Genomic DNA, 25,167 nt, shown 5'->3' with positions numbered 1-25,167 from the left:
GTTAATGCGCGTGGAAGCGTTCCCAAAAACCGGTACGAACACGGATAGTCGTGATAGCTGTGCCTATTGTCACCGAACGGTCCCAGGTCACCCGATGTTCGCTTAACCTTCGCCCACCGATCGGCGTCGACTCCGGGATTACCGGCGGTCCGTCCGGGGGAAGAAAAAACTGAACCTTCGTTAAGTGTCAATCCGGCGCGTGTGTGGAGGCTCTGGTGGCAGCGCAAGAGACCGTCGATCAGAAGTACGTCTACGACTTCTCGGAAGGCAACAAGGATCTCAAGGACCTGCTCGGCGGCAAGGGGGCGAACCTCGCCGAGATGAACAACCTCGGTCTGCCCGTCCCGCCCGGCTTCACCATCACCACCGAGGCCTGCCAGGCGTACCTCGCGACGGGACGGGAGCCCGACGGCCTCGCCGGTCAGATCGAGGCGCACCTGGAGTCGCTGGAGCGCGCGATGGGCAAGCGACTCGGCGACCCGCAGGACCCCCTGCTGGTCTCCGTCCGTTCCGGGGCCAAGTTCTCCATGCCCGGCATGATGGAGACCGTCCTCAACGTCGGTCTCAACGACCAGAGCGTGGTCGGCCTCTCCGCACAGGCGGGGGGCAATGACAGGTTCGCCTGGGACTCCTACCGGCGGCTCATCCAGATGTTCGGCAAGACCGTCTGCGAGGTGCCCGGCGAGGAGTTCGAGCACGCGCTCGACGACGCCAAACGCGCCAAGGGTACGCAGAACGACCTCGACCTCGACGCGGACGACCTGCGCGGGCTGGTCGGCGCGTACAAGAAGATCTTCCTCAAGCACACCGGTCGGGAGTTCCCGCAGCAGCCGCGCGAACAGCTCGACCTCGCCATCCGGGCCGTCTTCGAGTCGTGGAACGCCGAGCGCGCGGTGCTCTACCGTCGCCAGGAGCGCATCCCGGCCGACCTCGGCACCGCGGTCAACGTGGTGACCATGGTCTTCGGCAACCTCGGCCCGGATTCCGGCACCGGCGTCGCGTTCACCCGTGACCCGGCCAGTGGCGCGCAGGGCATCTACGGCGACTACCTGGCCAACGCCCAGGGTGAGGACGTGGTCGCCGGCATCCGCAACACCGTGCCCCTGCAGGAGTTGGAGCAGCTCGACAAGACCTCCTACGACGAGCTGCTCGGCATCATGGCCCGGTTGGAGGAGCACTACAAGGACCTCTGCGACATCGAGTTCACCATCGAGCGCGGCAAGCTGTGGATGCTGCAGACCCGGGTCGGCAAACGCACCGCCGCCGCCGCGTTCGTCATCGCCGGGCAACTCGTCGACGAGGGCCTGATCGACCTGGACGAGGCGCTGCACCGGGTCAACGGTGCGCAACTGGCCCAGCTGATGTTCCCCCGGTTCCAGCTCGACCACGAGTTCCAGCCGGTCGCCAAGGGCATCGGCGCCTCACCCGGCGCGGCGTCCGGCACGGTGGTCTTCACCTCAGCGCGGGCCGTCGAGCTGGCCGCCGAGGGTAAGTCGGTGATCCTGGTCCGCCGGGAGACCAACCCCGACGACCTGAACGGCATGATCGCCGCGAAGGGCATCCTCACCTCTCGGGGCGGTAAGACCAGCCACGCCGCCGTGGTGGCCCGGGGCATGGGCAAGACCTGCGTCTCCGGCGCCGACGAGATCGAGGTCAACGTGCCGGCGAAGCGGTTCACCGTCGCCGGGCAGACCGTCAACGAGGGCGACGTCGTGTCCATCGACGGCACCACCGGCAAGGTCTACCTGGGTGAGGTGCCGGTCATGCCCTCGGAGGTGGTGCAGTACTTCGAGGGCAGCCTCGACCCCGAGCACATCGACAACGCGCTGGTCCGGGCCGTACACCGGATCATGACGCACGCCGACGGGAAGCGGCGGCTCGCGGTCCGCACGAACGCCGACACCGGCGCGGACGCCGCCCGGGCCCGGCGCTTCGGCGCCGAGGGCATCGGGCTGTGCCGCACCGAGCACATGTTCCTCGGTGATCGGCGCGAGTTGGTCGAGCGGCTGATCCTGGCCCGGGCCGAGGGTGAGCGGGAGGCGGCCCTGGCGGCGTTGCTGCCGTTGCAGCGGGCCGACTTCGAGGAGATCTTCCGCGAGATGGACGGTCTGCCGGTCACCGTCCGGCTGATCGACCCGCCGCTGCACGAGTTCCTGCCGCCTTTGGAGCAGCTCGCGGTCAACGTCGCGGTCGCGCAGGAGCGCGGCGAGGACGTCGCCAAGGAAGAGGCGCTGCTCGCCGCCGTTCGGCGGATGCACGAGGAGAACCCGATGCTCGGGTTGCGGGGCGTTCGCCTCGGCCTGGTCATCCCCGGCCTGTTCGCGATGCAGGTCCGGGCCATCGCCGAGGCGGCCGTCAGCTGCGCCCGGGGCGGCGGGGTGGCCAAGCCGGAGATCATGGTGCCGTTGGTCGGGGCCGTGCAGGAGTTGGAGACGGTCCGCGCCGAGGCCGAAAAGATCATCGCCGAGGTGGTCGGAGACAGCGGGGTCGAGGTGCTGATCGGCACCATGATCGAGGTGCCCCGAGCGGCGCTGACCGCCGGGCAGATCGCCGAGGCGGCGGAGTTCTTCTCCTTCGGCACCAACGACCTCACTCAGATGGCCTGGGGCTTCTCCCGCGACGACGTGGAGGGCGCGTTCTTCTGGCGCTACCTGGAGTTGGGCATCTTCGGCATCTCGCCGTTCGAGTCGATGGACCGCGACGGCGTCGGCCGGCTGGTGCGGATCGCCGCCGAGGAGGGCCGGGCCGCCCGGCCCGGGCTGAAGCTCGGTATCTGCGGTGAGCACGGCGGCGACCCCGACTCGGTGCACTTCTTCCACGAGGTCGGTCTGGACTACGTCTCCTGTTCGCCGTTCCGGGTGCCGGTGGCCCGGCTGGAGGCCGGCCGGGCGGTCGTGGAGACCGGCGGGTCGGACAGCCGCTGACGCGGGGCCGGCGGCGGACCGGGCGACCGGGCCGCCGCCGGCGCCAGCGCTCGGGTCGGCAGCGGGTGGGGGGTCCGCCGACGCTCAGATCGGCGGGCGACGCCAGGTCGGCCGGGCCGGGCGGTGCAACTGCGTCGGCAGGGTCGCCATCGGGGTACGCACGGCAAGCGGCGCGTGCGCGTCCGGAACTGAGGTGGCGCCGATGACGCCGCCGCGCGTGTCCAACACCGAACCGGCCCGGCGGGCCACCGCCCGCGCCTCCTCGTGCAGCGCCTCCAGATCCTCCGCCGGCGACACGGTGACCAGGGTCAGCAGGGCGGTGCGCCCCGCCGGGTAGGTCACCACGCAGCCAGCCGTCGTGCAGACCACCGACTCCCGGAACTCACCCCGCCGGGCGGTGTCGGCAACCCGGTGGCCGAGCCCAAAACTGGCTGCGGCCAGCGCGGCGAGATGGGTGGCGTCGGTGCTGGGCAGGTCGCTGGAGATGAGCAGCCCGTCGGTGCCGGCCAGCACCGCTCCGGCGACCTCGGGCCGGCGTCGGCGTAACCCGCGTAGTTCCGTTCCCACCACCGTGTCTGCGTCCACGAACTGCTCCCTTACCCGTGCGGGATCTGCGCGTCGGTCGGTTGGTCACGTTCCGCGCTGGGAACGCTACCGCTGGCGACTTACGCCCGCGAGCCCGTAACCCATGGCGATCGGTTGACAACTCCGGGCCGATCGGCGGTTGTGGACCCTCCGCCGACGCGTCGGGGGTCAGTTGAGTAGCTGTGCCGGGCGTAATCTTGGCTCGCTCGCACACGGCCGATTGCGTACGCCGTCGAACGGGAAGGGTGATTGCATGACCAGCGTCTGGGAGAGCCTGACCATCGATGCCCGCGATCCGGCCCGACTGGCCCGCTGGTGGGCCGAAGCGCTCGGCTATCAGATCGTCGCCGAGAAGCCGGACGGCGTGGAGATCCGTCAGTCCGCCGACCAGCACCCCGCCCTGTTCTTCGGTCCGGTGACCGAGGGCAAGGACCGCAAGAACCGGCTGCACCTCGACCTGCGCCCCGCCAACCAGGAAGCCGAGGTCGAGCGCCTGGTCGACATGGGCGCCCGGCACGTCGACATCGGCCAGGGCGACGTCGATTGGACGGTGTTGGCCGACCCGGAGGGCAACGAGTTCTGCGTTCTCCGTGAGCGCGAGGAGTGAGCCGGGTGAGCCGGGTGACCGGTTGACCGCACCACCGTCGGCCGCGGCGGACGCCCGGCTGGTCGAGGAGCCACCCAAGGACACCGGGCACCGCCGGTCGCCGTACGAGCGCGACCGTGCACGCGTGCTGCACTCCGCCGCGTTCCGCCGACTGGCCACGAAGACCCAGGTGCACACCGCGGGGACGGACGACTTCCTGCGTACGCGGCTGACGCACTCGCTGGAGGTTGCGCAGATCGCGCGGGAGATGGGTGCCCGGTTGGGTTGCGACCCGGACGTGGTGGACGTCGCCGGGCTCGCCCATGACCTCGGGCATCCGCCGTTCGGCCACAACGGCGAGTCCGCTCTGGACCTGCTCGCCACGCCGTGCGGCGGCTTCGAGGGCAACGCGCAGACCCTGCGGGTGCTGACCCGACTGGAGGCGAAGGTGCTCGCCCCGGACGGCTCGTCCGCCGGGTTGAACCTGACCCGGGCGTCGCTCGACGCGATCGGCAAGTACCCGTGGCCGCGCCGCCCCGGGGAGCGCAAGTTCGGGGTGTACGCCGACGACGCCGCGGTCTTCGAGTGGATCCGGGCCGGTGCGCCCGGCGACCGGCGCTGTCTTGAGGCGCAGGTGATGGACTGGGCCGACGACGTCGCGTACTCGGTGCACGACGTGGAGGACGGCATCCACGGCGGGTACGTCACGCTGCGCCCGTTGCTCGCCGACTCCGACGAGCGGGCCGCGCTCTGTGCCGACGTGGCCGCCGCCTACTCCGACGAGACCGCGGCCGACCTGGCGGAGGTGCTGGTCGAGCTGTTGGCGGATCCGCTGCTCGCGCCGCTCGCCGGGTACGACGGCAGCCACCGCGCCCAGGTCGCGTTGAAGGCCACCACCAGCGGGGTGACCGGGCGGTTCGTGTCCGCGGCGGTGGCTGCCACGGAGGAGCGCTTCGGTCCCGGCCCGCACCGCCGCTACGAAGCTGACCTGATGGTGCCCCGTCTGGTCCGGGCGCAGTGTGCCCTGCTCAAGGGCATTGCGCTGCGGTATGTGATGCGTCGAGCCGGCTTCCGGGGTCGCTACGAGCGGCAGCGGACGATGCTGGCCGAGGTGGTCGCCGCGTTGGTCCGGCGCGCGCCGGACGGGCTCGACCCGATCTTCGCCCCGCTGTGGCGGGCCGCGCCGGACGACGCCGCCCGACTGCGCGTGGTGATCGACCAGGTCGCCTCCCTCACCGATCCGGCGGCCGTGACGTGGCACACCCGCCTGGTCGATGGGAGTGCACCGCCGGCTGACCCCAGGGCAGATTAGGTTAGCCTAAGTGGCATGACGGAGCGCCCCAGGAACGTCACCTCGGTCCACGTGCTGCGCACCGAGCGGCCCACCCCGCACCTGATCCGGCTCGTCCTCGGTGGGGACGAGCTGGCCGACCTGCCGGTGGGCGAGTTCACCGACCACTACATCAAGGTGGTGTTTCCGCAGCCCGGCGTCGCGTACCCGCAGCCGTTGGATCTCGCCGCGATCCGTCGGGACCTGCCCCGGGAGCAGTGGCCCCGGTTGCGCGCGTACACGGTGCGACGCTGGGACCCGTTGGCCGAGGAGCTGACCGTGGACGTGGTGTACCACGGCGACGAAGGGCTGGCCGGTCCGTGGGCCGCCGCGTTGCGCCCCGGTGACCCCGTGCACTTCGTCGGCCCCGGTGGCGCGTACGCCCCCAGCCCGGACGCGGACTGGCACCTGCTGGTCGGCGACGAGAGCGCCCTGCCGGCGATCGCGGCGGCCCTGGAGCGGCTGCCACTGGACGCCCCGGCCCATGTCTTCGTGGAGATCGCCGACCCGGTGGAGGAGCAGAAGCTGCTCAGCCCCGGTGCGGTCGAGCTGACGTGGCTGCACCGCGGTGAACGCCCGGTGGGCGAGGCGCTGGTCGCGGCGGTGCGGAAGTTGGAGTTCCCGGCCGGCCAGGTGCACGCCTTCGTCCACGGTGAGGCCGCCGTCGTCCGGGAGTTGCGCCGGCTGTTGCGGGCCGAGCGGGGCGTACCTCTCGATCAACTCTCCATCTCCGGTTACTGGCGGCGCGGCATGGACGACGAGGGCTGGCGTTCCACCAAGGCCGCCTGGAACAGCCAGGTGACCGCCGAGGAAGCCACCGCCGCCGGTACCGTCTGAGCGTCGCTCAACGCTCGGGCTCGTTCTCCGACTCCTGGCGGGCCGAGGCGAGTCGCCGGGTGAGCAGCACGGCGTACCCGACGATCGCCGCGGACAGCAGGAGCAGCATCAACCTCGGCTCGCGCACCGTCGCGGTGATCACGCTGACCGAGATCACCCCGTAGGCGGTGATCGCCAGTCGGGCGACGCTCGGCCGCGACCAGAGCCAGTACAGGGCCAGCCCACACATCGTCCAGATCACGACCGAGGCGGCCAGCAGAAGCCGCAGCTCCAACGGCAGCCGGTTCACGTTGTCGTCGATCAGCCGGACCACCTGCCCGAGAGCCCAGCCGAGCAGCAGCAGCGAACCACCGAGCGGGATGTGCAGGTAGCCGTACGCCTGCCCTCCACGCAGGCGACGCTGCGCCAAGCGGGTGGTGACGAAGGTGGTGTAGACCCACCAGACGGCAGCCGGCACCACGAAGGCCATCCCGGCGGCGACGATCATGTGTGGCCGGGGGTGGTCCGGCACCGCGAAGAGCAGGCTGGCCAGCGCGCTGCCCAGCACGATGATGGTGAACTGCCCGATTCGCTCGGGCAGGTGGCGGTTGTCCACGGGCCACCGGTTGAGGTGGCGCTTGCCGACCCACGGCGTGGCCAGTTCGATGCTCATCGCGATGATCCACAGGACCGGTCGCAGCGCGGTGGGCACGACCAGCGAGGCCAGCCAGATCAACCAGCCCGCCCCGAAGCCGATCAGGTAGACCGAGGTCACCGTGCGGGCCATCGGGCTCGTCGGCCGGGCCCGTAGGTACAGCAGGAGCAGCACGCCCCGCACGATCAGGTACCCGACCGTCAGGAGCACGCTCTCCGGCACCTCGTCGACACCGAGCGTCATCGTGCCCGCGCCGACCAACGCGCCCAGCACCAGCAGTCGGTGCAGCGCGTCGTCCGGGTCGAACCGGGTGTCGTAGTAGACCTGCCCCACCCAGGCCCACTGGACCACCACGAAGAGCCCGATCACGGCCAGCACGGCGCGCGGCGACGGGGTCGGGTCGTTGCCCAGCCGGGCCACCACCGCCGCCAACGCGTACACGAAGATGATGTCGAGGAAGAGCTCCAGCCAGGTGGCATGACGGTGGCCGGCCTCGTCCGTCCGCGGGGCCTGTCCGCGTAGTCCCAACCGGCCGGCCAGCCAACCGGCCCCCTGGACACCGTCGGCCCGTACCCTGCGCATCTGGTCATGGTCCCCGCGCGGGCCCGGCTGCCGGGTGGAAACCGGCGAGCCGGCAGCGGTGGCCGCCACACCGGCGTCCCCCGGCCGGCGCGTCGTCGGTCCGGCAGGGCAGGATGTACGCCGAGGGGGTGGCGCATGGCTGGGCGGATCCGAGACGAGGACATCGCACTGGTCCGGGAACGCACCTCGATCGGGGATGTGATCTCCGAGACGGTCACCCTGAAGTCCGCCGGTGGCGGCAACCTCAAGGGTCTGTGCCCGTTCCACGACGAGAAGAGCCCGTCGTTCAACGTCTCGCCGGCCCGCAACGTCTGGTACTGCTTCGGCTGCGGGGCCGGTGGCGACGCGATCAAGTTCCTGATGGACGCCGACCACCTCAGCTTCGTGGAGTCCGTCGAGCGGCTGGCCGGCCGCGCCGGCATCCAACTGCGCTACATCGAGGACGACAAGGGCACCCCCCGCCCCCGCCCGCAGCAGGGCCAGCGCCAGCGCCTGGTGGCCGCGCACGCCGCCGCGGTGGAGTTCTACCGGGCGCAGCTCAGCACCGCGGGTGCCCGACCGGCCCGCGAGTTCCTGGCCAAGCGGGGCTTCGACCGGGCCGCCGCGGAACGCTACGGCTGCGGTTTCGCGCCGGAGGGTTGGGACCTGCTCACCAAGCACCTGCGCCAGCAGGGTTTCACCCACCAGGAGTTGGTCACGGCCGGGCTGTCCCGGGAGTCCCGCTCCGGCACCCTGATCGACCGGTTCCGCCGTCGGCTGCTCTGGCCGATCCGCGACCTCGCCGGCGACGTGATCGGCTTCGGCGCGCGCAAGCTCTTCGACGACGACGACGGCCCGAAATACCTGAACACCCCCGAGACGCCGATCTACAAGAAGTCGCACGTGCTCTACGGCATCGACCAGGCCAAGCGGGAGATCGCCAAGCAGGGCCGGGCGGTGATCGTCGAGGGTTACACCGATGTGATGGCCTGCCACCTCGCCGGGGTGACCACGGCGGTGGCGACCTGCGGCACCGCATTCGCCGCGGACCACATCTCCGTCCTGCGTCGGCTCCTGTTCGACAGCGACGAGGTGGCCGGCGAGATCATCTTCACCTTCGACGGTGACGCCGCCGGCCAGAAGGCCGCCCTGCGCGCCTTCGAAGACGATCAGCGGTTCGTCGGGCGGACGTTCATCGCGGTCTCCCCGGACAACATGGACCCGTGCGACCTGCGGCTGGCCAAGGGTGACCTGGCGGTACGTGACCTGGTCGCCCGCCGCGAGCCGCTTGTCGACTTCGCGCTGCGGCACGTGATCAGCCGCTTCGACCTGGACACCGTCGACGGCCGGGTCGAGGCGATGCGCCACGCCGCACCGCTGGTCGCGCGACTCAAGGACCGGGAGAAGCGCCCGGAGTACGTCCGCAAGCTCGCCATGGATCTCGGCATGGAGATCGAGCCGGTGCAACGGGCAGTGCTCGCCGCCGCCAACACCCCGCCGCCGGGCACCCGCGACGCGGCACCCGCCGCCCGGCCCTCTCCGGCCCGCGCCGAGCCGGCATCGGACAGCCCGCAGTCGATGGTCGAACGGGAGGCGCTGAAGCTCGCCCTGCAGCAGCCCGTCCTTGCCGGGCCCATGTTCGACGCGGTCGAGGCCACCGAATACCGCCACCCGATGCACGTTGCGGTGCGTACTGCCATCGCGGCGGCCGGTGGCGCCGTGTCGGCCACCGGCGGCGCGGTCTGGATCGAGTCGGTCCGTGACGCCTGCGACGACCTGGCATCGGCGGCGCTGGTCGGCGAGTTGGCGGTGGAGCCGCTGCGGATCGACGGCGAACCGGACCCCCGCTATGTGTCGATCACGATGGCGCGGGTGCAGTTCGGGTCGGTGACCTCCCGGATCCGGGACATCAAGTCGCGCATCCAACGGATCAACCCGGTCAACAACAAGGACGAGTACTTCGCCGCCTTCGGTGAGCTGCTGTCACTGGAGCAGCACGCCCGGGCGCTGCGCGAGCAGGCCGCGGGAGGCCTCTAGATGGGACTGTTCAGCCGCAAGCCGAAGCTGCCACCGGCCTCCCGGCCGCCGCTGACCGCCGACGAACGGGTGCTGGCGTGGGCCGCCGCCGGCAACGGCGAGGGTGACGGGGTGGTGGTCGCCAGCAACCTCGGGTTGTGGCTGCCCGGTCGGGGGCACCGGCTCGGCTGGCACACCATCCTCAAGGCGGTCTGGTCCGGCCGCGAGTTGACCGTCACACCCGCCGAGCTCGTCGTCGAACGCGACGGCTACACGCTGGTCGCCGACGGCCCCGCCGAGACGTACCTCCTGCTCGACCCGGGTGAGCTGCCGCACCAGGTGCGGGCGCGGGTCACCCGCTCGGTCGCGTACACCGAGCATCAGCCGGTGCCCGGCGGTGCCGCGCGGGTCGCGGCCCGCCGCGAAGCCGGAGTCGACGGTCTCACCTGGACGGTCCGACTCGACCCCGGCACCCCGGCGGACGACGAGGCCCTGCTCGCCGAGACCGATCGTCTGGTCACCGTGGCCCGCGCCGCCACCGCACCGGTCGACGGCTGACCAGCTGTCAGTTGGCGCCGAGATCCTTCAGCGCCTTGTCGGCGCCCCGGTGCAGGGGGACGGGCTCGGTCTTCCGGGCGGTATCCAGCGAGATCCCCTTGGCCGCCGGGTTCGCCTGAGCCAGCGCGTCCCGCTTGTCGAACACCGTCCGGGTGATCGCACAGGCGACGTTGGCGTCCAGATCCTTGCGGACCAGCAGCACGTTCGGCACGACGATGGTCGGGGTGTCCGCCGCCGTCCGGTACGCGTCCCGGCCGATCGTCCCGGCCTGGTAGGCGGGGCTCAACTCGGTCATCTTCGGCAGCAGGGCCGCGATGTCGACGAACTTCACCCGGTCACCGGCGGTGGTGAACAGGTCGGTCAGACCACCGGTGGGCAGGCCACCGGACCAGAAGAACCCGTCGATGCTGCCGTCCTTGACACCCTCGACCGTCTTCGTGAGGTCGAGCCGCTGCGCCCGGACGTCCTTTGCCGGGTCCAGGCCGGCGGCTTCCAGCAGGCGGTTGGCGATCACCTCCGTGCCGGACTTCGGAGAACCGGTGGAGATCCGCTTGCCACGCATGTCGGCCACCGAGTTGATCCCGGAGTCGTTGCGCACCACCACCTGCGTGTAGTTGTCGTAGATGCGCGCGAGCGCCTCGACCGGCTGCGGCGCGGTGAAGCTGCCCTTGCCCTGGACCGCGTTGACCGCCGTGTCGAACAGGGAGAACGCCACGTCGTACTGGCCACCGACCAACTGTTCGACGTTCTGCACCGAGGCACCGGTCTCGGCGGCGGTGCCGCTGAGCTTGCCGCCGGTAGCCCCGGACAACTGGCCGGCCAGGGCGTTGCCGACGACGTAGTAGACGCCTGTCGCGTTGCCGGTGGCGATGCCGACACGGGTCTCCTGGCCCACCTCGCAGGTGACCTCACTGGCCGCGTCGTCCTTGGCCGCGCCGCCCTGCTGGCCTCCGCAGCCCGCAGCACCGGCCGTGACGAGGGCGAGCACGCTCAGACCCGCTGCGACCCGTACGTCGATTCGTCTCACGGTTTCTCCTCCCGGAGGTTGGCTGACGATCCGGCTCGTGGCCGACCGGCCCGGCCGGCGGATTGCCGTCGTACGAAGACACCCGCCGCCGCGACTGCGGCCAGCGCGAAGCCGACCGTGATCGCGACGGGTTCGAGCCAGAGCAGGGTGACGCCGGCGACGGCACCGAGTACGCGCTCCGGTGCGCCGGCCGGACCCACCCCGGGCAACCAGCCACCGGCGGCGACGGCGAGCACCGCCACGCTGAGCGCGATCACCACGGCGGCGACGGCGATCCGCTGTGCGCCACCGATGCCGAGCAACCCGAGCCCAGCCGGCGTGATGACGAAGGCGATCGGCGTCAGGTACGCCGGCAGCGCGTAGCGCAGGGTCTGCCACATGGTCGGCACCAACCGGCCCCCGGTCACCGCCGCGGCCGCCACCGCGGCGAGCGCGGTCGGCGGGGAAACCTCGGACAGGACCGCGAAGTAGAAGACGAACATCGCCACGGCGGGCGCCGACACACCGAGGTCGATGAGGGCCGGCCCGACGATCACCCAACCGATCACGAACGAGGCGGTGACCGGCACGGCCAGGCCCAGCAGGCTGAGTGCGACGGCCGCGAGCAGCGCGGTGAGCACCAGCACCAGCGTCGGGTCCGAGGTGGCCGCCTTCGCCCCGCTGATCAGCAGCGCCGCCGCCTGCGGCCCGAGGCCGGTCTTCGTGGTGGTCGCCGTGATGATGCCGGCGGCGGCGCAGACGGCGGTCACCGCGAGCACGCCGCGTACGCCGGTGACGAGCGCGGCCACCAGCCTGGCCGGGGTGAGCCGGTGCGCACGGTCCAGGAAGGAGAGCGCGACCGCCAGGAGGGTGGCGAAGACGACGGCTCTCGTCGCGGACACGCCCACGGCGAGGAGCACGACGATCGCGATCAGTGACGCGAAGTGGTAGCCGAAGCGGGCCAGCAGACGCCAGGGCGACCCGACGTCGATCACCACGGGGCGTACGCCGGACCGGCGGGCGTCGATCTCCACGGAGAGGAGGATGCCGAGGTAGTAGAGGACTGTCGGCACCGTGGCCCAACCCAGCACCTGCAGGTACGACACGCCCAGGTACTCCGCGATGATGAACGCCGCCGCGCCCAGGGTGGGCGGCGAGAGGATCGCACCCACTCCGGCCGCGGCCAGCATGCCGCCGGCCCGCTCCGGGGGATAGCCGGCGCGACGCAGCAGTGGCCAGGTGACCGCGCCGATGCTCACCGTCGTCGCCGCGCCGGACCCGGAGACGGTGCCGAGCAGGAAGCCGGAGGCCACCGCGGTACGACCGGCGGCGGTCCGCGAGCGGCGGAACGCCGCGGCCGACAGGTCGACGAAGAACCGCCCCGCCCCGGACAACTCCAGCACCGCTCCGTAGATCGTGAACAGCACGATGTAGGAGGCCGCGACGTCCAGTGGTGTGCCGTAGAAGCCGCTGTCGGAGTTGTAGAACGCGTCGACCAGTTGACTGAAGTCGAGCCCGGCGTGGGCGACCGGCCAGGACTGCGGCAGCAGCCCGCCGTAGTAGCCGTAGCCGAGGAACAGCAGGCAGACCGCGGGCAGGATCCAACCGGTGGCCCGGCGGCACGCTTCGAGCAGCAGGAGCAGGAGCACGGTGCCCAGCACCAGGTCCATCGGCGCCAGCAGACCCTGCCGGTCGAGGAAGGCGTTGTAGCCACCCCCGCCCGCGCCGACGGGAATCGGCAGGACGGGGTAGAGGCAGGCGGCCACCGCCAGGGCGACCAGTACCCAGTCCGTCGCGGTGGGTCGTGCCGACGTCGAACGCGCCGGCGGCGGCCCGTCGGCGTCTTCGGTGGGGTCGGCGTCTTTGGCGCGGCGTCGACGGGCGCGCAGTCGGGCCCGCAGCCGCAGGTCGGCCGGGTAGGCCAGGAAGACCAACGGGAGTACGCCGGCCAGGAAGATGATGAGGTAATACTTGCTGCCCTGCGACAGTGGGCGGAACACCTGCCAGAGGGCGAGAGCGGCGACCGCCAGCGCCGCCGCGGTGAGGAGCAGCCCCGCCGGCCCGGTCAGCACCCGCCCCGGTCTCTCGTCCTCGAATTGGGCGGCCAGGTCCCGGGTGGCCCGCTCGGCGGCGGAGCGGTCGTCGTCGACGGGCTCGGTCGGGTCGGGGGCGAGCGAGGTCAGGTGGGGTCGACTGTCGGCCTCGGCGGGGTCGACTGTCGGTCGCGGCCGGGGTGGCCTGCCGCCGGCGCCCGCTGCGGGCACACCGGCGGGGGAGTTGGCAGGTCGGGCGGGTGGCGACGAACCATCGGGCGAGCTGATGGGCGACACGAGGGGACGATACACGTCGATCGGACGACGCGGCGGTGCATCGATCGGCGTTTCGCCGCCGGTGATACGGGCGAGGGTCGGCCGGTCCGTCGTTGGCGCGTATTTGCGTGGAGGGTTGTCGGACTCGGCGGTTAGGGTCGGGCGGTGACTGCGGGGCGACCACTCATTCAGGCTCGAGGGCTGGTGAAGCGGTTCGGTGACTTCACCGCCGTGGCCGGCATCGACGTCGAGGTGCGCTCGGGTGAGGCTTTCGGCTTCCTCGGGCCGAACGGCGCCGGCAAGTCCTCCACCATGCGGATGGTCGGCTGCACCTCCCCACCCAGCGGGGGCGAGCTGCGCATCCTCGACATGGACCCGGTCGGTGACGGGCCGGCGATCCGGGCCCGGCTCGGTGTCTGCCCGCAGTTGGACAATCTCGACCCGGAGCTGACCGTCCGGGAGAATCTGACCGTCTACGCCCGCTACTTCGGCATCTCCCGGCGGGCGGCCCGGGAACGGGCCGACGAGCTGCTCGACTTCGTCCAGCTCACCGAGCGGGCCGACAGCAAGGTCGAGCCGCTGTCCGGTGGGATGAAGCGTCGGCTGACCATCGCCCGCGCGCTGGTCAACGATCCGGAGATCGTGCTGCTCGACGAGCCGACCACCGGGCTCGACCCGCAGGCCCGGCATCTGGTGTGGGAGCGGCTGTTCCGGCTCAAGCAGCAGGGCGTCACGTTGGTGCTCACCACCCACTACATGGACGAGGCCGAGCAGCTCTGCGACCGACTGGTCGTGATGGACGGCGGGCGAATCGTCGCCGAGGGCTCACCCCGGGCGCTGATCGCGCAACACTCCACTCGCGAGGTGGTCGAGTTGCGCTTCGCCGCCGAGTCACAGGAGCCGTTCGCCGGCAAGCTCGACGGCGTGGGGGAGCGGGTCGAGGTGCTGCCCGACCGGGTCCTGCTCTACGTGCCCGACGGCGACGCGGCGGTCACCGAGGTCTCGGCGTTGGGGCTCAACCCCGCCAACGTGCTGGTGCGACGCAGTGGCCTGGAGGACGTCTTCCTGCACCTGACCGGCCGCACCCTGGTCGACTGATCGACCTTTGCGATCGTTGGCAGCTCAGCCACAGTCTTTCCCGACGTGTCGACCTGCTGAGCTGCCAACGATCACCGTTCAACGGCTCTGGCTGGGAAGCCGCGCGTGAGCCCGGTCGCAGCCGCTTTTGATCTTGGGCGTTACCATCGGCCGGCCCGGTCGAGCTCACCGAACCGGCTTCCGCGCACGGAGGTTTCATGTCCGATCTGCTGACCGCCAACCGACGTCAGGCCGGGCTGACCGCCCTCTATCTGGGCATCTTCTCGATGGTCTGGTTCAGTGTGCCGGCCGCGGAGCAACCGCTGCGTGCCCTGCTCCTGGTGGGCAGCCTCGTCGCACTGCTCACCGCCGTGGTGGGCGGCGTGCTGTCGTCCCGCCTCCGGGGGGCCGGCAGCCCCCGGGACCGGGCAACCGACCGCCCGTACCTGCTCATCGTCGTCGCCGAGTTCGCCGCCGCCGGTCTGGGCGCCGCCGTGTTGGCCGCCGCAGGCTGGTCCGAGTACGTCCCGGTGCTGGTCTGCCTGGTGGTCGGCCTGCACTTCTTCCCGCTCGCCCCGCTGCTGCGGGATCCACTGCTCAAGCCGCTCGGTGTCGCGATGTGCCTGGTGGCGGCGGCGGGGCTCGTCACCGGCCTCGCCTCGACGGTGTCCGCCGGTCTGGTGATCGGCACCGGTGCGGGAGTGCTGCTGCTCGGTTACGCCGTGCAGGCGTTGATCCGCGCGTACCGCCCGGCTTGATCCGCACGCACCCTCGGGCCGACGGACCGCGCATCTGGTGCAGGTTCGTCGGGTCGGACGCCGTCCGGGCGGCGTGATCGGCTCCAGGTCGGCGATGCGGGGGTGTCCGGGCGGCGGAATGCCGCCACATCGCCGATGTGGAGTGGATCATCGCCCTGACGCGCCGCGAGCCTGACGCGCCGCGAGCCTGACGCGCTGCGAGCCTGACGCGCCGCCGCCGGAAACCCGGGCGACACGCTGCCGGGGTCGCCGTAGGGTGACCGGCGGCCCTGTCGTACCCCCGGGGTAGACAGGTCGGGACGGGGGTGGTCGTGGTGAGTGTGGTGGGGCAGGCACGTTTCCCGTGGGTGCCGGCGTACGCCGTGTTCGAGCACTACCTGGTGGGTCTGCGACGCACCTGGCGGGCCGGGGTGTTCTCCTCGTTCCTGCTGCCGGTGCTCACCGTGCTCGGCTTCGGGCTGGGCGTCGGTGCCTACATCGACCAGGGCGTCGGCGGGGTGCGTTACCTCGATTGGCTGGTCCCCGGGCTGATCGCCTCGACCGCACTCCAGGTGACCGTCGGTGACTCGACCTGGCCGGTGTTCAGCAACTTCCGGTGGGTCAAGACCTACTTCGCGCAGAGCGCGTCACCGCTGCGGGTCGGCGACATCGTGGCGGGCCACCTGGCCTTCGTGCTGTTCCGGGTGCTCACCACGATTGCGGCGTTCCTGCTGGTCACCGGCTTGTTCGGGGCGTTGCGGTCGCCGTGGGCGGTGGCGGTGCTGCCGGTGGTGGCGTTGCTCGGGCTGGCCGTTGCCGCGCCGGTCTTCGCGTACACCGCGTCGGTGTCCAGCGACAGTTGGCTCGCGATGCTGTTCCGGTTCGCGGTCATCCCGATGACACTCTTCGCCGGGGTGTTCTTCCCGGTCGAGTCGCTCCCCGAGGCGCTGCGGTGGCTGGCGTACGTGACGCCGTTGTGGCACGCCGTCGACCTCTGTCGCGCCGCCACGCTCGGCGTCGCCCCACAGTGGTCGATCGTCGGGCACCTGCTGTACCTGGCGGTCTGGGCGGTCGCCGGCTGCCTGCTGGCGCTGCGCGCGTTCCGTCGCAGGCTCGTCGTCTAGAGAGCAGGCTCGTCGTCCGAAGAGAGCAAGCTCGTCGCCTGAAGAGGTAAGCAGAGAGGCTGTCGTGGTCACGCTGATCCTGCCCCGGCTGATCGATGTCTCCGCCGCGACCCGGCGATCGGCGTCGGTGGCCGAGCGCAACGTCGCCGCGCTGAAGTCGGTCTACTGGCTGTTGCTGCTCTCCGGCTTCGTCGAGCCGCTGCTCTATCTGCTCTCCATCGGGGTGGGCGTCGGTGCGCTGGTCGGCGACCTGCCGTTGCCCGACGGGCGGCTGGTCTCGTACGCCGAGTTCGTGGCTCCGGCGATGCTCGCCTCCTCGGCGATGACCGGGGCGCTCGCGGAGACCACCTTCAACTTCTTCGGCAAGATGAAGTACATGAAGCTGTACGACGGAGTGATCGCCACCCCGGTACGGCCGTTCGAGATCGCTCTCGGTGAGCTGGGTTGGGCGATGTTGCGGGGCAGCGCCTACTCGGCCGCGTTCCTCGGGGTGATGGTCGTGCTGGATCTGACCAGCGTCACCCGCGCGTTGACCGCTCTGCCGGCCGCGGTGCTGGTCGGGTTCGCGTTCGGGGCGCTCGGCATGGCGGTCTCCACGTTCATGCGCAGCTGGCAGGATTTCGACCTGATGGGCTCCGCCCAGTTCACCCTTTTCCTCTTCTCCGGCACGTTCGTGCCGGCGCAGGCCTATCCGACCCTGCTGCACTGGCTGATCGAGATCACCCCGCTGTACCGGTCGGTGCATCTGATCCGCGGGGTCGCGCTGGGCGGCGGTGGCGGGGTCTGGCTGCTCGACGTGCTCTACCTGCTGGCGATGGTGGCGGTCGGGCTCCTGGTGGCCTCGCGCCGGATGGGCAGGTTGCTCTACCAGTAGGGGTTATCCGTGCCCGTCGGCGGGCATGTCCGGAGGTGACACCGCCGACGAACAGGAGGGGCGATGGCCTCGGACGAGTCTTCCGGCCACCGGGGGCAGCAGCGTGATCCGGTCGGGCCCGATGCGGGGCCGGACAGCCCCACCGATCTGCCCGGCAGCGGCTGGAAGGCGGCACTGCGGCGCACGGTCACCGAATTCCAGGACGACAGCCTGACCGACTGGGCGGCGGCGCTGACCTACTACGGGGTGCTGTCCATCTTCCCGGGGCTGCTGGTGCTGATCTCCATCCTCGGCCTGCTCGGCAGGGGCACCACCGAGGGGGTCAAGGACACCGTCAACCAGGCGGTGCCCAACGACAGCATCCAGAAGATCATCGAGGATGCGATCACGCAGGCGCAGGGCAGCGGCGGGCTGGCCAGCCTCGCGGCGATCATCGGTCTGCTGGCGGCGTTCTGGTCCGCGTCCGGCTACATCGGCGCGTTCATGCGCGCCTCGAACACCATCTACGACGTGCCGGAAGGCCGCCCGATCTGGAAGACGTTGCCGATCCGGCTCGGCGTGACCGCGGTGATCGGGGTGCTGTTGCTGGCCAGCGCGGTGATCGTGGTCTTCACGGGCCGCCTCGCCGAGTCGGTCGGGGATGCGGTCGGCCTCGGCTCGACGGCGGTCACGGTGTGGGACATCGCCAAGTGGCCGGTGCTGCTGATCCTGGTCAGCCTGATGTTCGCGATCCTCTACTGGGCGTCGCCGAACGCGCGGCACGGCGGGTTCCGCTGGGTCAGCCCGGGCGGGGTGGTGGCCGTGGTGATCTGGCTGGTGATCTCCGGCCTCTTCGCCCTCTACGTGAGCAACTTCGGCTCGTACAACAAGACGTACGGGGCGCTGGCCGGCGTGATCATCTTTCTGGTCTGGCTCTGGCTGAGCAATATCGCGATCCTGCTCGGTGCCGAGTTCGACGCGGAGTTGGAGCGGGGCCGCGCCATCTCCGCCGGTCACGACGTCGACGACGAGCCGTACGTCGAACTGCGCGACGACCGCAAGCTCCGGAAGAAGCGGAACTCCGCCGGCGGCCGCTGACGCCCCCGCAGCGGCCGCTCGTCCCGCACGGGACCGCCCCGCACGGAGGCCGCCCCGCGCGGAGGCCGCCCCGCACGGAGGCCGCCCCGCACGGAGGCCGCCCCGCGCAGACCGCCCCGCCACCGACGACCGGCTGGCGGGGCGGTTTCGTGTCCATCGATGGAACTGGGGGCGACCGGACGTGGGCGGCCCGTGATCCTTTTCTTGATCGACTAGTAGCTTTTGTTCTTTCGGACAAAAGTTCATCTCGGAACGGTTGAAGCTCTGGACAGGCGGTACGGAACGCTCTTACTGTGTCGGACACAACACGTCGCCATTGCGTCGATGTGAACGATGCCAATGAAGAGGTGACCCCCGGTGCGGACCGTCGACCCGTTGCACGTGCGACTGTTGCGGTTGCTCCGCGACGAGGGAGCCGTGTCCCGGGCCGAGCTGGGCGACCGACTTCAGATGCCGCGCCCGCGCATGCTGGCCGAGCTGGATCGCCTGGTCGCGCTGGGTTACGTCGCCGAGGCGGGGCTCGCCGCCTCCCGGGGCGGGCGTCGCTCGACCCTGGTCGAGCTGAACCCGCAGCTGCGCTTCGCCGCCGTCGACCTCGGCGCGAGCTCGATGGACATCGAGGTGGTCAACGGCCGCCTCGAACCGGTCGCCCACTACGGCGAGGCCGCCGACATCCGCAACGGGCCGAAGGTGACCCTGCAACGGGTCAACGAACTGCTGCACAAGGCCCGGGTCGACGGCGCGTACGAGCGCTTGGACGCGGTCGGCATCGGCGTACCCGGGCCGGTCAGCTTCCGCGACGGCGTCCCGGTCTCGCCGCCGATCATGCCGGGCTGGGACCGGTTCCCGGTGCGTGAGTTGCTCAGCCGGGAGCACGGCTGCCCGGCGGTGGTCGACAACGACGTCAACATCATGGCGATCGGTGAGCGTCACGGTGGGGTCGCGCACTCGGTGGACGACTTCCTCTTCGTGAAGATCGGCACCGGCATCGGGTGCGGCATCTACCTCACCGGCGAGGTCTACCGGGGCACCGACGGCTGCGCCGGCGACATCGGCCACATCCAGGTGGACTCGCACGGTCCGATGTGTTCCTGCGGCAACGTCGGCTGCCTGGAAGCGCTGTTCAGCGGCGCCGCACTGGCCAAGGAGGCCACCGTCGCCGCCCGCAGCGGATTGTCGCCGGCGCTGGCCGAGCGGATGGCCCTGCGGAATGTGGTGACCGCCCTGGACGTCGCCGAGGGCGCCGTCGAGGGTGACGTGGCCTGCATCCAGCTGATCCGTGACGGCGGACGGCGGGTCGGCGGAGTGCTCGCCGGCCTGGTCAGCTTCACCAACCCGTCGATGATCGTGATCGGCGGCGGGCTGGCCCAGCTTGGGCACATCCTGCTGGCCGAGATCCGCAGCGTGGTCTACCGCCGTTCGCTGCCACTGGCCACCGGCAACCTGCCCGTCGTGCTGTCCGAGCTCGGTGGTCGGGCCGGCGTGACCGGCGCGGCGGTGCTCGCCAGCGACGTCGCCTTCGGTGAAGCCGCATGAAAACGAGCGAATTCCGTCGTGAGCGAGGAGGAGACTGTGGCCCTGCCCGAGGATGACCCCGCCACCGCGTCGGCCGAGGCCGTCGCCGAGGCACCGCTGGTCGAGGCTCCCGCCGACACCGTCGCGGGCGAGGTGGTCCTGCGCCTCACCGATCTGGTCAAGACCTTCCCCGGCGTACGCGCGCTGGACGGTGTGCAGCTGGAGGTACGTGCCGGCGAGGTGCACTGCCTGCTCGGGCAGAACGGCGCCGGCAAGTCCACCCTGATCAAGGTGCTCTCCGGGGTGCACCAGCCCGATTCCGGGCAGGTGGAGTGGCGCGGCGAGCCGGCGAGTTTCGCCAACCCGCAGGCCGCGATGAAGGCCGGCATCGCCACGATCTACCAGGAGCTCGACCTCGTCGAGGACCTGTCGGTGGCGGAGAACGCCTTCCTCGGTCACGAACACCGCAGCTTCGGGTTCGTCCGCCGCGGCACGATGGCCCGGCACACTCGGCAGATCCTCAGTCGACTCGGCCACGGTGAGATCCCGCCCGGGCGGATGGTCCGGTCGCTGCCGGCCGCTGGTAAGCAGATCGTCAGCATGGCCCGGGCGCTGTCGCACGAGGCGCGACTGATCATCATGGACGAGCCGAGCGCGGTGCTGGCCCACGACGAGGTCGGCAACCTGTTCCGGATCATCCGGGAGTTGACCGCGCAGGGCATCGCCGTCATCTACATCTCGCACCGGCTGGAGGAGATCCGCGAGATCGGCGACCGGGTCACCGTACTCAAGGACGGCCGGACCACGGCGGCGAACCTGCCGGCGCGCGACACCCCGACCCGCGACCTGGTCAGCCGGATGACCGGCCGCACCATCGAGTACGTCTTCCCGGATCGGCCGGCCGAAGACCCCGCCGGTGCGGAGTTGCTCCAGGTGGAGGGGTTGACCCGCGCCGGTGAGTTCGCCGACGTCTCGCTGAGCGTTCGCGCCGGGGAGATCGTCGGCATCGCGGGGCTGGTCGGTTCCGGCCGCTCCGAGCTGCTGGAAACCATCTACGGTGCCCGACTCGCGGAGGCCGGTTCGGTCCGGATGGACGGGCGGGTGCTGCGTCCCGGCGTGGGCGCGGCGGTGCGGGCCGGAATGGGGATGGCCCCGGAGGAACGCAAGAGTCAGGCGCTGCTGCTCGGCGAGCCCATCTACCGCAACGTCACGTTGGCCACCTTCGGGCGGTACGCGCGGTTGGGCTTCACCGACGCCGCCAGGGAACGAGCCGAGGCGGACCGGATCGCCGAGAGCCTGGAGCTGCGGCCCCGGGACGTCGACCGGCCGGTGCGCACGCTTTCCGGCGGCAACCAACAGAAGGTCGTGGTCGGGCGGTGGCTGCTCGGCGGCACCAAGCTGTTGCTGCTCGACGAGCCGACCCGGGGCGTGGACGTGGGCGCCCGGGCTGAGCTCTACCAGGTCATCCGGGCGTTGGCCGCCCAGGGCGTCGGGGTGCTGCTGGTCTCCAGCGAGGTGCCCGAGGTGCTCGGTCTGGCCGACCGGGTGCTGGTGATGCGGGAAGGGCGGGTCGTCCGCGAGGCCGCGGCCGGCGAACTCGACGAGAACACCGTGCTCGACCTCGTGATGGCGGGGTCCTTGATGGAAGGCGCACCGGCATGAGCGACGCGACTCCCACTCCCACCGCGACACCGGAGCGCCCGCAGCTTCCGGCGCAGTCGCCGCCGGTGGATCCGGCGGAGACGGCGGTGGCCAGCGGTAAGGCAGGGTCCACGGGCCGACTCTCGTGGTGGCGGGGTGACGGCGGCGACGGCGCCAAGCGCAACCTCGGTCTGATCGGGGTGCTGGCCGCGCTCATCGTGGTCGGCGCGGTCACCAAACCGGAGCTCTACGGTGACCCGACCTGGGTCTGGAACAACGTGCTCGCCATCCTGCAGCTCGCCTCGGTCGTTGGCGTGGTCACGGTCGGGATGACCTTCGTGATCATCGGCGGCGGCATCGACCTGTCGGTCGGGGCGATCGTCGCGTTGGCCGGGGTCTGGTGCACCACGGTCGCCACCCAGAACTTCGGCGCCGGCGGCATGATCTTCACCGCCATCGTGGTCGGCATCTGCGTCGGCCTGGTCAACGGCGTACTCATCTCGTACGGGAAGCTGGTCCCCTTCATCGCGACGCTCGCGATGCTGGTGGCGGCTCGCGGGCTCGCGGCGTCGATCTCGAACAAGCAGACCCAGGTGTCGAGCAGCACCTTCATCAACGACATCGCGGCGCGCAAGGTTCTCGGGGTTCCGATCCTCGTCTACATCCTGGGCGCGGTGGTGGTGGCCGGGTGGATCCTGCTCAACCGCACGACCTTCGGCCGGCGAACCATCGCCGTCGGCGGTAACCCGGAGGCGGCGCGGCTGGCCGGCATCAACGTCCGCCGGCACACCATGCTGCTCTACGCGCTGTCCGGTCTGTGCTGCGGCATCGCCGCCATCATGCTCACCTCGCAGGCCACCTCGGCGCAGGCGGCGATGGCCAACCTCTACGAGCTGGACGCGATCGCCGCCGCGATCATCGGCGGGACGCTGCTCAGCGGTGGCCGGGGCACGATCGTCGGCTCGCTGCTCGGCGTCATCATCTTCGCCACGATCACGAACCTCTTCGCCATCAACGGCCTCTCCATCGAGGCGCAGAACATGGTCAAGGGCGGCATCATCGTCGCCGCCGTCCTGGTCCAGCAGTTCCAGTTCAAGTCCGTTACTCGGCTCCTCGCGCGGAACAGGGTCACCACCGCAACCTGACGCACCGCACCGTTGTCCCTGGCGACGTCGAGAATTCGACAGTGGCCGGGCCTCGCACACCCTCACTCACTCAAATCCCGCTCCCAGGAGGTCGTTCATGACCCAGCACAGTCGCGACGTGTCGCGCCGCCGGTTGCTCTTCGGTGGAGCCGCAGTCGGCGCCGCCACCCTGCTCACCGCCTGCACCAGCAACGAGACCCCGGCGGCCAGCACCCAGACCAAGGCCGCCGGTGACGGTGCCGGCAACAACGCCCCGGGCAAGAAGGTCGTCATCGGCTTCTCCGCCCCGGCCGCCGACCACGGCTGGATGGGCGCGATCCACGCCAACGCCAAGGCGCAGGCCGCGGCCTACTCGGACGTGGAGTTCAAGGAGGTCGACGGTGGGTCGAACTCCGAGGCCCAGCGCTCCACGCTCGGCACGCTGATCGCCCAGAAGCCGGACATCATCGTCGTGCTGCCGCACGACGGCAAGGAGGTCAACGCTGTTGCCCTTCAGGCGATGCAGGCGGGCATCCCGATCGTGAACCTCGACCGGGCGTTCCCCGACGCGCTGGCCTCGCGCCTGGTCATCAAGGGCGACAACTACGGCATGGGCGTCTCGGCCGGTCACTTCATCGGCAAGCAGCTCAAGGACAAGGGCGTCAGCAACCCGATCATCGGCGAGATCGCCGGTCTGGAGATCCCGCTGACCGTCGAGCGCAGCGCCGGCTTCGCGGCAGCACTGGCGACCTACGGGTTCAAGGTGAACAACCGTCGCTCGGCCGAGTTCACCTCGGACAGCGGTCAGCGCGAGGCGTCCCAGCTGCTCCAGGCGCTGCCGAAGATCGACGCGATCTGGAACCACGACGACGACCAGGGCATTGGTGTGCTCGCCGCCATCAAGCAGGCCAACCGGTCGGAGTTCTTCATGGTCGGCGGCGCGGGTTCGAAGCTCGCGATCGACGCGATCAAGGCCGACAACAGCGTGCTCAAGGCGACGGTCACCTACAACCCGTCGATGGCCTCGTCGGCAATTTCCCTCGCGCGGCTCATCGCGCAGGGCCGGGGCCTGGGCGACCTGACGGAGCTGCAGGTTCCCAAGGAAGTGACCCTCGCCTCCGAGACGATCACCAAGGAGAACGCGAGCAGCTACGACAAGCTCGGGTTCTGACACACGGGGGGAGACCCACCTTGTCCACGAAACACAACGAACTGCGGGTCGGCATGGTCGGCTACGCGTTCATGGGCGCCGCGCACTCACAGGCGTGGCGCACAGTGAACCGCGTGTACGACCTGCCGGCGCGGGCCCGGATGGCGTTGATCTGCGGCCGAGACACAGCGAAGGTGGCCGACGCCGCCGACCGGCTCGGCTGGGACGCGTACACCACGGACTGGCGTGACCTGATCAACTCCGATGACATCGACGTGGTCGACATCTGCACCCCGGGCGACAGCCACGCCGAGATCGCCCTCGCCGCGTTGGCCGCCGGCAAGCACGTCCTGTGCGAGAAGCCGTTGGCCAACACGGTGGCCGAGGCCCGGGCGATGACCGCCGCGGCGGACGCCGCCCGGGCCACCGGAGTGCGGTCGATGTGCGGGTTCAACTACCGCCGGGTCCCCGCGGTCACGATGATGCGCCAGATGGTCGCCGACGGACGACTCGGGGTGATTCGACACGTTCGTGCGGTGTACCTACAGGACTGGATCGTGGACCCGCAATTCCCGCTGGTCTGGCGGTTGCAGAAGGACAGGGCGGGCTCCGGCGCGCTCGGTGACATCGGTGCGCACATCATCGATCTGACCCAGTTCGTCACCGGTCAGCGGATCAGCGGAGTCAGCGCGGTCACCGAGACCTTCATCAAGGAGCGGCCGTTGCCGGCCGGGTCGAGCGGGTTGGCGGCCACGGTGGACGGCGGCAGCTCCGCCGACGGCAATGGCACCGGGCCGGTCACCGTCGACGACGCCGCGGTCTTCGTGGCCCGACTCGACGGTGGCGCTCTGGCCACGTACGAGGCGAGCAGGTTCGCCACCGGCCGCAAGAACGCCCTGCGTGTCGAGATCAACGGCTCGCTGGGCAGCGTGGTCTTCGACCTGGAACGCCTCAACGAGCTGGAGTTCTACGACGCCACCCGTCCCACGGTGGAGCAGGGCTTCAACCGCATCCTGGTGACCGAGGGCGAGCACCCGTACATGTCGGCGTGGTGGCCGCCGGGCCACATCATCGGCTACGAGCACTCGTTCACGCACGAGATGCGCGACTTCATCGAGGCGGTCGCCACCGGTGTCGACCCGACTCCCTCCTTCGCCGACGCGTTGCAGGTCCAGTTGGTGCTGGACGCGGTGGCCCGCTCGGCGGAGCTCGGCTCCTCGTGGACCGAGGTGGCACCGGCGCTGACCGCGGCGGCTGTCTGACCATTGACCATCCGCGACGGCGGTGTTCGTACCGCTGTCGCCCGACCGGCTTTCCGAAGCCGACCGGCGAGGGACCGGCCGCGGATTGCGCCCCGTGGTCGGGACGAGGTCGGCATCGGAGAGTGTGCAGCCGGGCCGTACGGCCCGGTGGCGCACGAGCAGGACGGTCGTCCGGTGCGACCGGACCGGGATTCCCCGGCCGCACCGGAGGACCGCCACCACCGGTGGAGATCCGGAGGA

Annotated in this window: 20 protein-coding genes; 16 read left to right on the top strand and 4 right to left on the bottom strand. The window is 70.6% G+C overall.

Going from position 1 to position 25,167, the window contains the following annotated elements:
- The first annotated feature begins 215 nt into the window (after positions 1–215).
- The gene (ppdK, locus tag JOD64_RS07340; RefSeq protein ID WP_204941549.1) at positions 216–2,924 is read left to right on the top strand and encodes a pyruvate, phosphate dikinase; all 2,709 of its coding nucleotides are present in this window, start codon (positions 216–218) and stop codon (positions 2,922–2,924) included.
- Between the two features lie 84 nt (positions 2,925–3,008).
- On the opposite strand, the gene JOD64_RS07335 is transcribed toward ppdK, so the two are convergent.
- A complete protein-coding gene (locus JOD64_RS07335; protein ID WP_204941548.1) occupies positions 3,009–3,509 on the bottom strand; it encodes a roadblock/LC7 domain-containing protein in 501 nt (166 codons plus the stop codon).
- 253 nt (positions 3,510–3,762) lie between these two features.
- On the opposite strand from JOD64_RS07335, the gene JOD64_RS07330 reads away from it, so the two are divergent.
- Genes JOD64_RS07330 through JOD64_RS07320 form a run of 3 tightly spaced genes read left to right on the top strand, consistent with a single transcriptional unit; the run spans position 3,763 to position 6,262 of the window.
- Positions 3,763–4,116, top strand: coding sequence for a VOC family protein (locus JOD64_RS07330; RefSeq protein WP_204941547.1), 354 nt, complete (start codon positions 3,763–3,765; stop codon positions 4,114–4,116).
- 22 nt (positions 4,117–4,138) lie between these two features.
- On the top strand, positions 4,139–5,407 hold the full coding sequence (locus JOD64_RS07325; protein WP_275581687.1) for a deoxyguanosinetriphosphate triphosphohydrolase: 1,269 nt from the start codon (positions 4,139–4,141) through the stop codon (positions 5,405–5,407).
- 15 nt (positions 5,408–5,422) lie between these two features.
- Positions 5,423–6,262, top strand: coding sequence for a siderophore-interacting protein (locus JOD64_RS07320; protein ID WP_204941546.1), 840 nt, complete (start codon positions 5,423–5,425; stop codon positions 6,260–6,262).
- Between the two features lie 7 nt (positions 6,263–6,269).
- On the opposite strand, the gene JOD64_RS07315 is transcribed toward JOD64_RS07320, so the two are convergent.
- Complete coding sequence (locus JOD64_RS07315) at positions 6,270–7,478, bottom strand: low temperature requirement protein A (protein ID WP_204941545.1); 1,209 nt, start codon at positions 7,476–7,478, stop codon at positions 6,270–6,272.
- Positions 7,479–7,613: 135 nt separating this feature from the next.
- Between JOD64_RS07315 and dnaG the strand changes: the two genes are divergently transcribed.
- Together dnaG and JOD64_RS07305 are read left to right on the top strand one after the other, a co-directional pair.
- The gene (gene dnaG, locus JOD64_RS07310) at positions 7,614–9,494 is read left to right on the top strand and encodes a DNA primase (protein WP_204941544.1); all 1,881 of its coding nucleotides are present in this window, start codon (positions 7,614–7,616) and stop codon (positions 9,492–9,494) included.
- Positions 9,495–10,031: a hypothetical protein gene (locus tag JOD64_RS07305; protein ID WP_204941543.1), complete on the top strand. Its 537-nt coding sequence runs from the start codon at positions 9,495–9,497 to the stop codon at positions 10,029–10,031. It begins immediately after the preceding gene.
- A gap of 7 nt (positions 10,032–10,038) precedes the next feature.
- Here the strand turns inward: JOD64_RS07305 and JOD64_RS07300 are convergent, their stop codons facing one another.
- Both JOD64_RS07300 and JOD64_RS07295 read right to left on the bottom strand, forming a co-directional pair.
- Positions 10,039–11,058, bottom strand: a complete 1,020-nt coding sequence (locus JOD64_RS07300; RefSeq protein WP_204941542.1) for a TAXI family TRAP transporter solute-binding subunit — start codon at positions 11,056–11,058, stop codon at positions 10,039–10,041.
- On the bottom strand, positions 11,055–13,367 hold the full coding sequence (locus JOD64_RS07295; RefSeq protein ID WP_204941541.1) for a TRAP transporter permease: 2,313 nt from the start codon (positions 13,365–13,367) through the stop codon (positions 11,055–11,057). The genes JOD64_RS07300 and JOD64_RS07295 overlap by 4 nt, the downstream gene beginning before the upstream one ends.
- Before the next feature lie 144 nt (positions 13,368–13,511).
- Here JOD64_RS07295 and JOD64_RS07290 point away from each other — a divergent pair, with 144 nt between their 5' ends.
- The 10 genes from JOD64_RS07290 (at position 13,512) to JOD64_RS07245 (ending at position 24,927) form a co-directional block, all read left to right on the top strand.
- Positions 13,512–14,444: an ABC transporter ATP-binding protein gene (locus tag JOD64_RS07290; RefSeq protein WP_204941540.1), complete on the top strand. Its 933-nt coding sequence runs from the start codon at positions 13,512–13,514 to the stop codon at positions 14,442–14,444.
- A gap of 197 nt (positions 14,445–14,641) precedes the next feature.
- Complete coding sequence (locus tag JOD64_RS07285; RefSeq protein WP_204941539.1) at positions 14,642–15,181, top strand: hypothetical protein; 540 nt, start codon at positions 14,642–14,644, stop codon at positions 15,179–15,181.
- 305 nt (positions 15,182–15,486) lie between these two features.
- On the top strand, positions 15,487–16,284 hold the full coding sequence (locus tag JOD64_RS07280) for an ABC transporter permease (RefSeq protein ID WP_204941538.1): 798 nt from the start codon (positions 15,487–15,489) through the stop codon (positions 16,282–16,284).
- 64 nt (positions 16,285–16,348) lie between these two features.
- Positions 16,349–17,158 (top strand): ABC transporter permease, encoded by an 810-nt coding sequence (locus JOD64_RS07275; RefSeq protein WP_204941537.1) that lies wholly within the window; start codon positions 16,349–16,351, stop codon positions 17,156–17,158.
- A gap of 63 nt (positions 17,159–17,221) precedes the next feature.
- Positions 17,222–18,235, top strand: coding sequence for a YihY/virulence factor BrkB family protein (locus JOD64_RS07270; RefSeq protein ID WP_204941536.1), 1,014 nt, complete (start codon positions 17,222–17,224; stop codon positions 18,233–18,235).
- Between the two features lie 357 nt (positions 18,236–18,592).
- Positions 18,593–19,771: an ROK family protein gene (locus tag JOD64_RS07265; RefSeq protein ID WP_204941535.1), complete on the top strand. Its 1,179-nt coding sequence runs from the start codon at positions 18,593–18,595 to the stop codon at positions 19,769–19,771.
- Positions 19,772–19,903: 132 nt separating this feature from the next.
- Positions 19,904–21,412 (top strand): sugar ABC transporter ATP-binding protein, encoded by a 1,509-nt coding sequence (locus tag JOD64_RS07260; RefSeq protein WP_204945947.1) that lies wholly within the window; start codon positions 19,904–19,906, stop codon positions 21,410–21,412.
- Positions 21,409–22,536 (top strand): ABC transporter permease, encoded by a 1,128-nt coding sequence (locus JOD64_RS07255; protein WP_204941534.1) that lies wholly within the window; start codon positions 21,409–21,411, stop codon positions 22,534–22,536. Before JOD64_RS07260 ends, JOD64_RS07255 begins: the two co-directional genes overlap by 4 nt.
- A gap of 97 nt (positions 22,537–22,633) precedes the next feature.
- Entirely contained in the window at positions 22,634–23,686 is a 1,053-nt protein-coding gene (locus JOD64_RS07250; protein WP_204941533.1) for a substrate-binding domain-containing protein, read from the top strand.
- A gap of 53 nt (positions 23,687–23,739) precedes the next feature.
- Positions 23,740–24,927: a Gfo/Idh/MocA family protein gene (locus JOD64_RS07245; protein ID WP_372434230.1), complete on the top strand. Its 1,188-nt coding sequence runs from the start codon at positions 23,740–23,742 to the stop codon at positions 24,925–24,927.
- Positions 24,928–25,167 lie beyond the last annotated feature (240 nt).

The organism is Micromonospora luteifusca (genome assembly GCF_016907275.1).
GTDB classification, from domain to species: domain Bacteria; phylum Actinomycetota; class Actinomycetes; order Mycobacteriales; family Micromonosporaceae; genus Micromonospora; species Micromonospora luteifusca.
This window is presented reverse-complemented; position numbering and strand designations above follow the sequence as displayed.